The following is a 12,502-nucleotide window of genomic DNA, read 5'->3' as shown; positions in this document are numbered from 1 at the left end:
GCGCCGCGGACCTGCCGCGCCCTTCCTGAGCCCCGACGGGGCGTGCGGGCACGGCGAGGGCCGCCTCGGTCACGCCGCACGCGGTCTCGCCGCGCGGCTCAGCCGATGTGGTAGCCGTCCCCGTACACCTTCCAGTCCAGCGGCGTGTTCAGGTCCAGGTTGCCCTTGCGCAGGAAGACCCGCTGTTCGGTGTCGACCCTGGTGGTGTCGCTGTGCGCCTCCTCCTGCTTCATGGCCCACACCCGGGCGTCGAGGAAGGCGTTGAGGTACGTCGTCTCGTTGCCGCCCTGGGCCGGCGGCTTGGCGCTGCGCAGGGCCCTCTTGCGGATGTTGCGGAAGCTGGTGGGGTCGTCGCCGTCGCCGTGCATGACGATGGCGTCGTAGTAGGTGAACTGGCCCAGCGCACGCAGCCCGTCCGTCTTTCCCCGGGCGACGGCGGGGTTGAAGTAGACGCGGTCGCGTTCGTCGTTCTGTGCCTGCTGGAAGGCGGTGTCCTGGGCGGCCCTGCGCCAGTCCTTGGGGTAGTCGGGGTCCAGGCCGCTGTGCGAGTCGCTGCCGTTGACCCGGCGCAGTGCCGGCAGGTACTCGGCCAGGACGTTGCCGGGCTTGCGGTCGGTGTAGAGCTGGACCAGGTCGAGCATGTCGCCGGTGCCGGAGCAGAAGCCGATGATGCCGGCGGTGTAGCCGCGGCCGTCACCGATGTCCTCGATGTACTTGTACTGGGCCTTCCAGTCGAGCGAGGAGTTCTCCGCGCTGGAGACCAGCTGCATGGCGATCTCCTTCTTCGCCGGGTCGTCGAGGCCCGGCCCGGCCGCCCGTGCCGCCGGTGCCGCCGCGACGCGCTGGGCGCCGAGCACCGCGCCGGAGGCGACGGCGCCGAGGACGGCGACGAGGGTCCGCCGGCAAAGGCGGGGGGAGGATGCCGAAGCGCGCTCTATGTGCTCCACAAGGACTCCAAGGAGGGGTGGGGGGTGGGGAGTTGGTCCGTACCGGAACTGGTAGGAAAGTTTCCTATCAAAGGTGCGGGAGCCCGGTAACCCGTCCCGCCGCAAGTTCGTAGGATCGAACAATGCCGTCCGGCCGCACGATTCAGAAGCCAGGCCGCTCAATCCCATGAGGGCCATCGGTTGGACTTACGAATCATGGAGGCGCAGGGTGGACAAGCCCTTCGCGCACGACGGGCACCCCTACGGCACCACCCGGAGACGACCCGATGAACCACGTCGCGGACCCCGCTCGCTACGACGGCACCATGCGCTACCGGCGCACCGGCCGCTCGGGGCTGGACCTCCCCCTCCTGTCCCTGGGCTACTGGCACAACTTCGGCGACGACCGCCCCTTCGAGACCCAGCGCGAGATCGCGCTGCGCGCCTTCGACCTCGGGATCACCCATCACGACCTGGCCAACAACTACGGCCCGCCGTACGGTGCGGCCGAGATCAACTTCGGCCGGCTGATGAAGCAGGACCTCGCCCCCTACCGGGACGAGCTGGTGATCTCCACCAAGGCCGGCTGGGACATGTGGCCCGGCCCGTACGGGCAGGGCGGCGGCTCGCGCAAGTACCTGCTGGCCTCACTGGACCAGTCGCTCAGCCGCATGGGCCTGGACCACGTGGACATCTTCTACTCCCACCGGCTGGACGCGAGCACCCCGCTGGAGGAGACGATGGGCGCGCTCGACACCGCGGTGCGCCAGGGCAAGGCCCTGTACGTCGGCATCTCCTCCTACGACGCCGAGCGCACCCGGCAGGCGGCCGCCATCCTCCGCGACCTCGGCACCCCGCTGCTCATCCACCAGCCGTCCTACAGCATGCTCAACCGCTGGATCGAGACCGACGGCCTGCTGGAGGCGGCCGAGGAGGAGGGCTTCGGCGTCATCGGGTTCACCGCGCTCGCCCAGGGGCTGCTGACCGGCCGCTACCTCGACGGCGTTCCCGCGGACTCGCGGGCCGCGCAGGGCACCTCGCTCGATGCGGCATGGCTGACCGAGGACATGCGTCACCGGCTGCGCGCCCTGAACGACATCGCCGCCCGGCGCGGGCAGACCCTGGCCCAGCTGGCCCTGGCCTGGGCCCTGCGCGACGAGCGGGTCACCTCGCTGGTCATCGGCGCCTCCCGCACCGAGCAGCTGGAGCAGAACGTGGCCGCACTGGAGAACCTCGACTTCAGCGACGAGGAACTGGCCGAGATCGACAAGTACGCCACCGACGGCGGCGTGGACCTGTGGCGCGACGCCCGCCTGGGCAATCTGGGCTGAGAGGCGGCATGAAGTGACATTCGTCACAGACATAAGCGAAAAGTAGGACATAATGAAAGCCATCCGGACCGCGACGCCGCACCTTCAAGGAGCCGCACCCCGCATGGCTTACGGAGCCCACCACCCCCCGGCCCTCCCCCACCCCGACCTGCGCCTGGCCCGCAACTGCGAGCACTGCCTCGGGTGGGGGACCATCGTCACCCGCGACGGGGATCACGAACTGTGCTGCACCTGCCAGCCCGACACGGGCGACGGTGAGAGCGAACTCGGCTTCGCCTCCTGACCCGAACCCCCTGCCCAACCGGAGCCCTTCGCGCGGCCGTCCGCCGCCGGGCCAGGCTTCAGGCGATGGTTTCACCAGGAAACCTTCAAATCGGGCGGGGCACACAGGGGTCCACGCGCACGAGCAGGGCCGCCATTGCCGGGCATCGGAATCCGGTACGACCTCACGCCCCGGGAGCGGCTCGGTCCGTCGGTGGTGGTCCACCATGACGGGACAAGAACGTTCAGCGCCTACCGGGGGCGACGATCCCGACGCCTGCGCGCTCACGTCCGGCTGACCGGCGGGGAGGCACAGGCACTGGTCGAGGCTCTGAAGCCGGCGCATCACAGCCCGGCCCTGCTCTCCACCACCGAACTCGGTCAGGTGGCCGAGCGGGTCGAGCGGTCCTCGGCCTCCCACCGGAACGGACGGCTGCTCGGCTGCACCCGGATGCGCACGGAGACCGGCGTGCCGATCGCGGCCGTGCTGCGCCGCGCCACGGCCATCCCCACCCCGGGCCCCGGCTTCCGGCTGGCCGGCGATCTGGTCCCCCAGTCTGCGCCCTGGACGGTGACGAGCCGGGGACGCCGTACACGTACCTCTCGGACCACTACCCCTGCGGGCCTCTCGGACCACTACCCCCTGCGGGCGTACGCCGGATGGGAGCCCTTCGGGGTGTCGTCGCCGGCGGGCTCGTGGCTTCCGCGCAGGGCGGAGGCGAGGGCCGAGACCAGGGCCATGCCGGCGGCGACACAGAAGACGATGGTCAGGCCGTGGTGGAAAGGGCCTGAGACCAGCCGGGGGAAGAACGTGTGCCCGGTCAGGGTGGCGCGCTGGGCTGCCGTCAGGTGGTCGAGACCGCCGCTGGAACCCAGCAGGTGACCGATGGGGTTGTTGCCGAGGAAGGTCGCGAAGAGGGTGCTGACCGGGGGCAGCGAGGCCACCTCGTGGGCGGTGCCGGCAGGCACGCCGTGTGCCTGGAGTCCGCCGCTGAGCGTCGACGGCAGCGAGGAGGCCAGTCCGGAGACCATCAGCGAGAAGAACACGCCGATGGAAAGGGCCGTGCCCGAGTTCTGGAAGGTGGAGCGCATTCCGGAGGCCACACCGCGGTAGCGCGCCGGGACGCTGCCCATGAGGGACGAGGTGTTGGGTGCGGAGAACATGCCCTGGCCCAGGCCGTTGAGGAAGAGCAGCGCGGCGAACAGGCCGTAGTCGAAGTCCACCGGCAGGGCCAGCAGGCCGAGGAAGGAACCGGCGACCACGAGCAGGCCGGCCGTGGAGAACAGCCGGGCGCCGAAGCGGTCCGAGAGGTAGCCGGAGACAGGACCGGCGATGAGGAAGCCGACGGTCAGCGGCAGCATGAAGATGCCGGCCCACAGCGGGGTGTCCTCGAAGTCGTAGCCGTGCAGCGGCAGCCAGATGCCCTGCAGCCAGATGATGAGCATGAACTGGAGCCCGCCGCGGGCGATCGCGGTCAGCAGGGCCGCCAGGTTGCCCGCGGCGAACGCGCGCACCCGGAACAGGGACAGCCGGAACATGGGCTCGGCGACCCGCGCCTCGACGAGGCAGAACACCAGCAGCAGGAGGACGCCGCCGATCAGTCCCGTGAGCACCCAGGGGTTGGTCCATCCGGTGGGGTGGCCGCCGTAGGGCTGGATGCCGTAGGTGATGCCGGCGAGCAGGATTCCGGCGCCGGTGGCGAAGGTGATGTTGCCGAGCCAGTCGATGCGGCCGCGTTCGCCGCCCGCGGTCTCGCGCAGGCTCAGGTACGACCAGACGGTGCCGGTCACGCTGACCGGGACACTCACCCAGAACACCGCCCGCCAGTCGGCCGCGGCCAGCAGGCCGCCCGCGAGCAGGCCGAGGAACTGCCCCGCCAGTGCGGTGATCTGGTTGATGCCGAGGGCCATGCCGCGCTGGCGGGCCGGGAAGGCGTCGGTGAGGATGGCGGCCGAGTTGGCGGTGAGCATGGAGCCGCCGAAGGCCTGCACGATGCGCCACAGGATCAGCCACAGCGCGCCCGATCCGGCCCGGAACGGGTCGAGCGACAGGGCTACGGAGGCACCGGCGAAGACCAGGAAGCCGAGGTTGTAGATGCGGACCCGGCCGAACATGTCGCCGAGGCGGCCGAGGACGACGACCAGCACGGCCGAGACCAGCAGATAGCCGAGGATCATCCACAGCAGATAGCCGATGTTGCCGGCCGCGAGGGGGTCGAGGCCGATCCCGCGGAAGATCGCCGGCAGCGAGATGATCACGATGGAGGCGTCCATCGTGGCGATCAGCACACCGAGCGTGGTGTTGGAGAGGGCGACCCATTTGTAGCCGGGGCCCGGGAGCGTGTCGTGGTGACGGGCCGATCGCGCGAGCAGACGGGCGCGCAGGCCCTCGGCCGGGTGCCCGTCCCGCCCCCCGGGCACGTGGCCGGTCACAGCCGTTGCGCCAATCGGTCGAGCAGGGGCACGACGGCCTCCAGTGCCGCGCGTTCCTGCGGGGTGAACCGGTCCAGGGCGTGGGCGAGCCGGTCGACGGACTCGGAGCGGCGCTCCTCCAGCATGGTCCGGCCCGCGTCGGTGATCGAGATGATGGCCCGGCGTCCGTCGGCCGCGTCGGGGGTGCGGGTGACCAGCCCGCGCTGTTCGAGCCCGGCGACCGTGGTGGCCATTGCCTGCGGCCTGACCCGCTCCAGTTCGGCGAGTGAGCCGGGCGAGTCAGGTCCGCCTCCCGCCAGCCGGGACAGCACGGACACACCGGAGAGGGACACGTCCCCCACGGCGTGCGCCTGGCGCAGCCGGCGCACGATCCGGCCCATGGCCAGCCGCAGCGCGCCAGCGAGCACCGCCGTCTCCGGTGGCCGGGCCGAGGGACGGTTGCCGCCTTCGGGTATGTCTTCTGCGTCCATGATTAGTAATCGTAGGTTTATCAGTCTGAACTGTTCAACCAAGTGTAAGTAATCGGGTGGCCCGCGGCGAACGCGCGGTGCGGGGGCACCCGTGCCACGCTCGGATGAGCTGTGCCGCGGTGCCGCAGGAGCGGTCCGAGCCGGGAGCGAGTGCCGCCGTGCCGGCCGAGGGGCGGAGCCGGGAGCGAGTGCCGCCGTGCCGGCCGAGGGGCGGAGCCGGGAGCGAGTGCCGCCGTGCCGGCCGAGGGGCGGAGCAGGGAGCGAGTGCCGCCGTGCCGGCCGAGGGGCGGAGCAGGGAGCGAGTGCCGCGGTGCGTGCCGCCGGGGTGCCGTGCGGAACCGCGCGTGCCGCCCCGGTGTGCCGGTCCGCCCCGGCCGGTACCACCCGTTGTTTCCGTGCCGCCCTGTCCCTCCGGACGTGCCCGTGCCCGCGCTCTCACGGGCGTCGCCCATCGTTGTTTTCCCAGCCCCCGGCCTGCCGTCCGACACGCCGTGACGACGGGCCGACGCGACGCCCGCGCCGGTGCGGTCACCCCTTGTTCACCGGTCCCGTGGGCTCAGGGGGCGCCGCTCTGCCGTGGCCAGTCGTCGGTGTCGGTGCGCGGCCGGTCGTCGGTGTCGGTACCCCGGCGGTCGTCGCCGTGGGAACCCGGGCGGTCGCTGTGGGAACCCGGGCGGTCGTCACTGTCGGTCCGCTGCCGGGGTGGCGGGGCCTCGCCCGCGGTCAGGTGTTCCAGCACCTCGACCAGCTCCTGACAGGCCTGCTCCACGGAGCGTCTGGTGTTGCGCTGCTCGGTGATCACGGCCGACAGCAGCAGGGCGGTCAGAGCCATCGCGCCGTTGAAGGCCTGGAGTTTCGCCATGACCTCGATCCGGTTCAGCCCCGCGAAGGCGCCGACGTGGTCCGTCGCGGCGACGGTGGCCAGTACGGACGTCAGCAGCGCGCACAGCATGCCGCCCGCGAGCTGGAAGCGCAGGGCGGCCCAGATGATGAGCGGGTAGACGAGGAAGAGCAGGCTGAGGGAGCTGTAGGTGGACAGGGGTACGAGGCAGCAGGCCACGACGGCCAGCACCGTGGCCTCCTTCCAGCGTGTCAGGGGCGGCGGCCAGCGGCTCTTGTAGAACAGCAGCAGGAGCGGGGTGACGATCAGGACGCCCATGGCGTCACCCACCCACCAGGCCAGCCAGACGGTCCAGAAACTGGGGGCGGGCAGCTTGTGGGTGAGGACGAGGAGGCCGACGCCGATGGTCGAGCTGACCAGCATGGCGGTCAGTGCGCCGAGGAACACCAGGGCGAGTCCGTCGCGCAATCGGGCGAGATCGGTACGGAAACCGGTCCGGCGCAGCAGCAGCGCCGCGCACAGGGGTGCGGCGGTGTTGCCGAACACGAAGCCGAGCATGTCGGGGCTGGCGCTGGTGAGGGACAGCACGGCGAAGAACGCCCCGAGCGCGACGCCCGGCCAGCAGGCCAGCCCGAAGACCAGCAGGGCGGCCACGGCGACGCCGGTCGGCGGCCAGATGGGGGTGAACACGGAGCCCTCGACGACGAGCCGGCGCAGCAGTCCGAGCCGCGCCGCACCGTAGTAGAGGGCGGCGACGGCCAGCACCCGGACGGCGTAGCCGCCCTGCCGGTGCAGATCCAGGTGAGCCACCACAGCAGCCATCTCACACCGATGCCCCGCCGCATGCGAGGCGAGAGTGGCCCGTCCGGCTCTATGGCTGAACCGAGGGTCCGTCGAGGCCCACGACGAGGACGGCCGCGTCGTCCTCGTGCCCCACGCTCTCGGCCCCCTTGATCACGGCCGCGGCCAGCGCGTGCGCCTCCAGGCCGGCGACGGCGGCGATCCCCGCGAGCCGCACCACCTGGTCGAGACCCTCCTCGATGCTCAGCGACGGGCCTTCGACCACGCCGTCGGTGAGCAGCACGAACACCCCGCCCGTGGTGAGCCGGTGCCGGGTCACCGGGTACTCCATCCCGTTCTCGATGCCGAGCGGCGGCCCTCCCTCGTCGTCCACCACGCCGGACTTTCCGTCGGCCGTGGCCCAGATGAAGGGGATGTGTCCGGCCCGGGCGCTCTCCAGCACGCCGGTGGCAAGGTCGAGCCGCATGAAGGTGCAGGTGGCGAAAAGATCGCTGCCGAGGGAGAGGAGCAGTTCGTTGGTCCGGGCCAGCAGCTCGCCCGGCTCGCTGGTGACGGAGGCGAGGGCCCGCAGCCCGGCCCGGACCTGGCCCATGAAGGCGGCCGCCTCGATGTTGTGGCCCTGGACGTCTCCGATGCACAGCCCGATGCGGCCGTCGGGCAGGGTGAAGGCGTCGTACCAGTCGCCTCCGACATTGAGGCCGTAGCAGGCGGGCGCGTACCGCACCGCCAGGTGCAGGCCGGGGGCGGAGGGCAGGTCCGGGGGCAGCATGCCGCGCTGCAGGGCGATGGCCAGCTCGACCTGGGTGCGCTGCAGCTCCGCGCGCTCGCGTGCCTGGGCGGTGAGCGAACCGAGTCTGGCCAGCAGCTCGTCGCCGTCGTCCGTGGAGCGCTTGCGGGGCATCGATCACTTCCGGCTGGGCGGTGACCCTTCTGGGCAAACGCCTAGATTTTACCTTTACAGGCTGATCCTGCCCCAGGGAGGAGAGCCTTCGGTGACCGTCCGGTCAGCCGGATTCCGCTTCGGTCGGCAAGGCTCCGAATCGGTCGTCAGGGCTCCGAGTCGGCCCGCCGGGCTCCGCATCGGTCTGCAGGGCTCTGAGCCGGTCTGCAGGGCCTGAATCGGTCAGTCGGCCTCCGCGTCGATGCCGGTGATCACGGCGGCTCCCAGCGGCGCCACCCGTTCGTCCAGTCCCGCGTCGCGCAGGGCGGAGTCCGCGAGCCGGCGTGCCGCCTCCTCGGCGTGGGGGCCGGTGTCCGCCTCGACCGTCAGACGCAGGGTGAAGGTGTTGTCCTCATTGACGTTGAGCACGTCCAGGCCCTCGGCGCTGCCCCATCGCGTGGTGTGCGGATCGGCCGGTCGCAGAGCCCGGCTCAGCCGCGCTCGGGTGCCGGTCCCGACGGCCGTCGTGAAGGTACCGGGCACGGTGATGACGTAGGTCGTCATGACGATCCTCTCCTTCGGACCCTCCCCCGCCTACCCCGATTCACGGCCTTCGCACAGCACCCTGCGGGACCGCACCCCGCCCGCCGCGCCGGTCCGAGCACGGCTTTGCACGGCCGCCCTGCGCCCCCCGTCGGGCCCGTGCGCCTGCGGAATCTCGGGTCGGACCGGGAAGGCTTCGGGCTGTCGTCAGATCCAGCCGTCCAGCGCCGCCATGAAGCCGTCGAAGTCGTCCCGGAACAGGGTGTGCCCGGCCCCCGGCACCGTGCGGGCCGTGAAGCCCCGCCGGGTCAGCTCCGCCGCCAGCTCGGGGGGCACGAGGTCACTGGGGTCGGCCGTCAGGACCAGCGAGGGCACCCCGGCGCCCGCCGGGGTCCGGCCTACCGCGTAGGCCTCGGCGAGGACGTCGGTGGTCGCCGGGTCCCAGTCGGCCAGGGTGGCCAACTCGACGTCCACGTCGGCCTGTTCCCACCGTGGGTTCAAGCGCTCCAGCACGGTGCGGGGGATGTGCTTGGCCTCGGCGAACGCGCGGGCGACCAGGGCGATGTCCTGCCTCATCTCCCAGGCGGGGTCGCAGTAGACGGCCCTCCCGGGCGCCAGCCGCTCGACGGCGAGGGCCAGCGCGAGGGCACCGAGCGAGTGCCCGATCGCCAGTTCCGGGCCGTGCGGCAGCGTTTCCACGAGGTCGTCGGCCCAGATCTCGGCACCGTACTGCCCCCGGCCGCTCGCTCCGTGCCCGCGCAGGTCCACGGCGACGACCCGGTACCCCTTGTCCGCCAGTGCGGGTGCGACCCGGCGCCAGGTCCTGTGGTCGGACATGATCCCGTGGACCAGGACGGCGACCCGGTCCCCGGTCCCCCACTCACGGGTGTACAGCTTCATCGAGACGCCTCTCTCGTACGGAGTCGCGATGATCTTTTCATCGGACCGACTCCGGTTCCACCCGTACCCGGTGGCCGACGCCGCTCCGTCGCGCGCCGAAGGGGGTGGCGGCCGTCTGACGCCACCACCGGCCTGCGCACGGGCACGCACTCCGGCGGCTCACAGCGGGGAGTGGGCCACCACCGTCACATAGGCCCCGAACAGCAGGGACACGACGGCCAGTGCTGCACCGACGAGGAGCGCCTGGGCCGGCCGGAGGCGCCAACTGCGGGCGAAGGCGCGCGCCGGCGGGATCAGCAGCGGGAAGACCGGCAGCAGGAAGCGCGGCTTGGACGAGAAGGAGCCGGACCCTCCGATCACGAGCAGCACCAGCACTCCGGCGAAGACCACCAGGACCAGCGGGGCGCGGTCCAGGCAGAGCAGCCCGAACAGGACGATGCCGACCACGACCACCATCAGGGCCGCCGGGTAGACGAAGCTGCCGCCGTGCAGGAGCAGCGCCCTGAGGAAGCGCACGGCACCGGCGCCGAAGTCGAAGCGGGAGTCCCAGGCACTCTGGATCTTGAAGTAGCCTCCCAGCGGGTCGCCGGTCTGCTGCCCCACCCAGAGCACATAGCCGAGCCAGCCCAGCGGGGCGAGCAGGGCACCGGCCCACAGGCCGGCCGGCACCCGGCCGCGTTGCCGCAGCACCTCGTACGCGGCGGCAGCCCCGACGGCCACCGCCACCGAGAACCCGGTCGGCCGGGACAGGCCCGCCAGCGCGGCCAGCGAACCGGCCCACAGCCAGCGGCCCTTGAGCACGCAGTACAGGGACCAGACGGCGAGTGCGGCGAAGAGCGACTCGGTGTAGGCGATGGTCAGTTCGACGGCGTGCGGCAGGACGGCCCACAGGCCGACGAGGGCGGTGGCGACGGCACGCCCGTGCAGGTGGCGGCCGAGGACGTAGAGCCCGTACGCGGCCGCGCCCGCGGCAGCCCAGGCGATCAGCAGCGCGGCCTGGCCGGGGGTGAACGGCAGGACCGTGGTCAGGGCCCGGATGAGTCCGGGGTAGAGCGGGAAGAACGCCCAGTCGGACTGCACCCCGCCGGTCCGGGTGATCCAGATGAGGTGCCCGTAGCCGTGGGCGGCGATGTGCAGGTACCAGCGGGAGTCCCAGGAGTGGGCCAGATTGCTCAACAGCGGGTTGCCGGCGAGGTGGTTGGTGACGATGACCGCGACGACGCCGGCGAGCCGGACGGCCGCGAACAGGGCGAGGGCCGGCAGGGCGCCCTGCGGGACCCGGGGCCGGACGGCCTGCGGCAGTACGGGGCGGCGAAGGGGACCGGACGGCGCGGCCGGCTCGGGCCGGGGTACGGATGACGTGCTCACCCTCCGACCTTGGTCACGCCGCTGGGGGCATGCAATCCGCAACCCGGCTTTCTTACGATCTTCCACCCTGATTCAGGAATCGCCGCAACCTACTGATGAAATCGGAATGAACCAGTTTCAAATTAACGGATAAATCAGGGCACATCGCTCGAGCGGCCACCCCGCCGAAGGGCTCGGAAGAGAGATAAGTAGGGTGTGGTTACCATATGAGCGCTGCCTAGCTCGAAAGATAGATCTGTGACTGTCAACGACGACTCGTTCACCAACTGGAAGACTCGCGAGGAGATCGCGGAGTCGATGATCCCGCTCATCGGGAAGCTGCACCGCGAGCGGGACGTGACCGTCCTGCTGCACAGCCGCTCCTTGGTGAACAAGTCGGTGGTCAGCATCCTGAAGACGCACCGCTTCGCCCGGCAGATCGCCGGTGAGGAGCTCTCGGTCACCGAGACCATGCCGTTCCTCCAGGCCCTGACCGCCCTCGACCTCGGGCCCTCCCAGATCGACCTCGGCATGCTGGCCGCCACCTACAAGGCCGACGACCGCGGTCTGAGCGTGGCCGAGTTCACCGCCGAGGCCGTCGCCGGTGCCACCGGCGCCAACAAGATCGAGCGCCGTGAGCCCCGCGACGTCGTCCTCTACGGCTTCGGCCGGATCGGCCGCCTCGTCGCCCGCCTGCTGATCGAGAAGGCGGGCTCCGGCAACGGCCTGCGCCTGCGCGCCATCGTCGTCCGCGGTGGCGGAGAGCAGGACATCGTGAAGCGCGCCTCGCTGCTGCGCCGGGACTCCATCCACGGCCAGTTCCACGGCACGATCACCGTGGACGAGGACAGCAGCACGATCGTCGCCAACGGCAACGCGATCAAGGTGATCTACGCCGACGACCCGACGTCCGTGGACTACACCGAGTACGGCATCCGTGACGCCATCCTGATCGACAACACCGGCAAGTGGCGTGACCGCGAGGGCCTGTCGAAGCACCTGCGTCCGGGCATCGAGAAGGTCGTCCTGACCGCGCCGGGCAAGGGCGACGTCCCGAACATCGTGCACGGCGTCAACCACGACACGATCAAGCCGGACGAGCAGATCCTGTCCTGCGCCTCCTGCACCACCAACGCGATCGTCCCGCCGCTGAAGGCCATGGACGACGAGTACGGCGTGCTGCGCGGCCACGTGGAGACGGTCCACTCGTTCACCAACGACCAGAACCTGCTGGACAACTACCACAAGTCCGAGCGCCGCGGCCGCTCCGCGCCGCTGAACATGGTGATCACCGAGACCGGTGCCGCCTCCGCCGTCGCCAAGGCTTTGCCCGACCTCAAGGCGCGGATCACCGGCAGCTCGATCCGCGTCCCGGTGCCGGACGTCTCGATCGCGATCCTCAACCTCCAGCTGGCCCGCGAGACCACCCGCGAGGACGTCCACGACTACCTGCGGGACGTGTCGCTGACCTCGCCGCTCAAGCGCCAGATCGACTTCACCACGGCGCCCGACGCGGTCTCCAGCGACTTCATCGGCTCGCGCCACGCCTCGATCGTGGACGCCGGCGCGCTCAAGGTCGAGGGGGACAACGCGATCCTCTACCTCTGGTACGACAACGAGTTCGGCTACTCGTGCCAGGTGGTCCGGGTCGTGCAGTACATCTCGGGCGTCGAGTACCCGACGTTCCCGGTGTCGGCGGGCTGATCCGGCGGTTGACCGGTTTCGACGGGGCGGTGACCTTCGGGTCGCCGCCCCGTCGGCGTTGGGGT

11 protein-coding genes and 1 pseudogene are annotated in these 12,502 nt (G+C 71.1%); 4 read left to right on the top strand and 8 right to left on the bottom strand.

What is annotated here, in order from left to right:
• Positions 1-98: 98 nt before the first annotated feature.
• The gene (locus tag AB0H32_RS41990; RefSeq protein ID WP_361132855.1) at positions 99-947 is read right to left on the bottom strand and encodes a chitosanase; all 849 of its coding nucleotides are present in this window, start codon (positions 945-947) and stop codon (positions 99-101) included.
• A gap of 266 nt (positions 948-1,213) precedes the next feature.
• On the opposite strand from AB0H32_RS41990, the gene mgrA reads away from it, so the two are divergent.
• The 3 genes and pseudogenes from mgrA to AB0H32_RS41975 all read left to right on the top strand — a co-directional run.
• Positions 1,214-2,257 carry an L-glyceraldehyde 3-phosphate reductase gene (mgrA, locus tag AB0H32_RS41985; protein WP_361132852.1) on the top strand — a complete coding sequence of 348 codons (1,044 nt, stop codon included), beginning with the start codon at positions 1,214-1,216 and terminating at the stop codon, positions 2,255-2,257.
• Between the two features lie 103 nt (positions 2,258-2,360).
• Positions 2,361-2,540: a hypothetical protein gene (locus AB0H32_RS41980; RefSeq protein WP_361132849.1), complete on the top strand. Its 180-nt coding sequence runs from the start codon at positions 2,361-2,363 to the stop codon at positions 2,538-2,540.
• A 135-nt stretch (positions 2,541-2,675) separates the two neighbouring features.
• A pseudogene (locus tag AB0H32_RS41975) lies at positions 2,676-3,059 on the top strand (potassium transporter TrkA); the annotation flags it as partial.
• Between the two features lie 95 nt (positions 3,060-3,154).
• Here the strand turns inward: AB0H32_RS41975 and AB0H32_RS41970 are convergent.
• The 7 genes from AB0H32_RS41970 to AB0H32_RS41940 all read right to left on the bottom strand — a co-directional run bounded on the left by AB0H32_RS41970 (position 3,155) and on the right by AB0H32_RS41940 (position 10,754).
• On the bottom strand, positions 3,155-4,792 hold the full coding sequence (locus AB0H32_RS41970; RefSeq protein WP_361132858.1) for an MFS transporter: 1,638 nt from the start codon (positions 4,790-4,792) through the stop codon (positions 3,155-3,157).
• Positions 4,793-4,947: 155 nt separating this feature from the next.
• Positions 4,948-5,421 (bottom strand): MarR family transcriptional regulator, encoded by a 474-nt coding sequence (locus tag AB0H32_RS41965; protein WP_361132846.1) that lies wholly within the window; start codon positions 5,419-5,421, stop codon positions 4,948-4,950.
• 556 nt (positions 5,422-5,977) lie between these two features.
• Positions 5,978-7,084: an MASE1 domain-containing protein gene (locus AB0H32_RS41960; RefSeq protein ID WP_361132843.1), complete on the bottom strand. Its 1,107-nt coding sequence runs from the start codon at positions 7,082-7,084 to the stop codon at positions 5,978-5,980.
• Between the two features lie 49 nt (positions 7,085-7,133).
• Positions 7,134-7,964: a PP2C family protein-serine/threonine phosphatase gene (locus AB0H32_RS41955; RefSeq protein WP_361132840.1), complete on the bottom strand. Its 831-nt coding sequence runs from the start codon at positions 7,962-7,964 to the stop codon at positions 7,134-7,136.
• Between the two features lie 222 nt (positions 7,965-8,186).
• On the bottom strand, positions 8,187-8,507 hold the full coding sequence (locus AB0H32_RS41950; RefSeq protein WP_361132837.1) for a hypothetical protein: 321 nt from the start codon (positions 8,505-8,507) through the stop codon (positions 8,187-8,189).
• 186 nt (positions 8,508-8,693) lie between these two features.
• Entirely contained in the window at positions 8,694-9,386 is a 693-nt protein-coding gene (locus tag AB0H32_RS41945) for an alpha/beta hydrolase (RefSeq protein ID WP_361132834.1), read from the bottom strand.
• A 159-nt stretch (positions 9,387-9,545) separates the two neighbouring features.
• A complete protein-coding gene (locus AB0H32_RS41940) occupies positions 9,546-10,754 on the bottom strand; it encodes a hypothetical protein (RefSeq protein WP_361132831.1) in 1,209 nt (402 codons plus the stop codon).
• Positions 10,755-10,991: 237 nt separating this feature from the next.
• On the opposite strand from AB0H32_RS41940, the gene AB0H32_RS41935 reads away from it, so the two are divergent.
• The gene (locus tag AB0H32_RS41935) at positions 10,992-12,437 is read left to right on the top strand and encodes a glyceraldehyde-3-phosphate dehydrogenase (protein WP_361132829.1); all 1,446 of its coding nucleotides are present in this window, start codon (positions 10,992-10,994) and stop codon (positions 12,435-12,437) included.
• Positions 12,438-12,502: the final 65 nt, after the last annotated feature.

This window comes from Streptomyces sp. NPDC020362 (assembly GCF_040642095.1).
GTDB lineage: Bacteria > Actinomycetota > Actinomycetes > Streptomycetales > Streptomycetaceae > Streptomyces.
Note: the sequence above shows the minus strand (reverse complement) of the source record. Positions and strands in the feature narration are given on the sequence as shown.

Coding starts and splice junctions, on each gene's coding strand:
- AB0H32_RS41955 (WP_361132840.1), bottom strand. CDS start 7,964: ATGCCCCGCAAGCGCTCCACGGACGACGGCGACGAGCTGCTGGCCAGA.
- AB0H32_RS41945 (WP_361132834.1), bottom strand. CDS start 9,386: ATGAAGCTGTACACCCGTGAGTGGGGGACCGGGGACCGGGTCGCCGTC.
- AB0H32_RS41970 (WP_361132858.1), bottom strand. CDS start 4,792: ATGGACGCCTCCATCGTGATCATCTCGCTGCCGGCGATCTTCCGCGGG.
- AB0H32_RS41965 (WP_361132846.1), bottom strand. CDS start 5,421: ATGGACGCAGAAGACATACCCGAAGGCGGCAACCGTCCCTCGGCCCGG.
- mgrA (WP_361132852.1), top strand. CDS start 1,214: ATGAACCACGTCGCGGACCCCGCTCGCTACGACGGCACCATGCGCTAC.
- AB0H32_RS41950 (WP_361132837.1), bottom strand. CDS start 8,507: ATGACGACCTACGTCATCACCGTGCCCGGTACCTTCACGACGGCCGTC.
- AB0H32_RS41960 (WP_361132843.1), bottom strand. CDS start 7,084: ATGGCTGCTGTGGTGGCTCACCTGGATCTGCACCGGCAGGGCGGCTAC.
- AB0H32_RS41980 (WP_361132849.1), top strand. CDS start 2,361: ATGGCTTACGGAGCCCACCACCCCCCGGCCCTCCCCCACCCCGACCTG.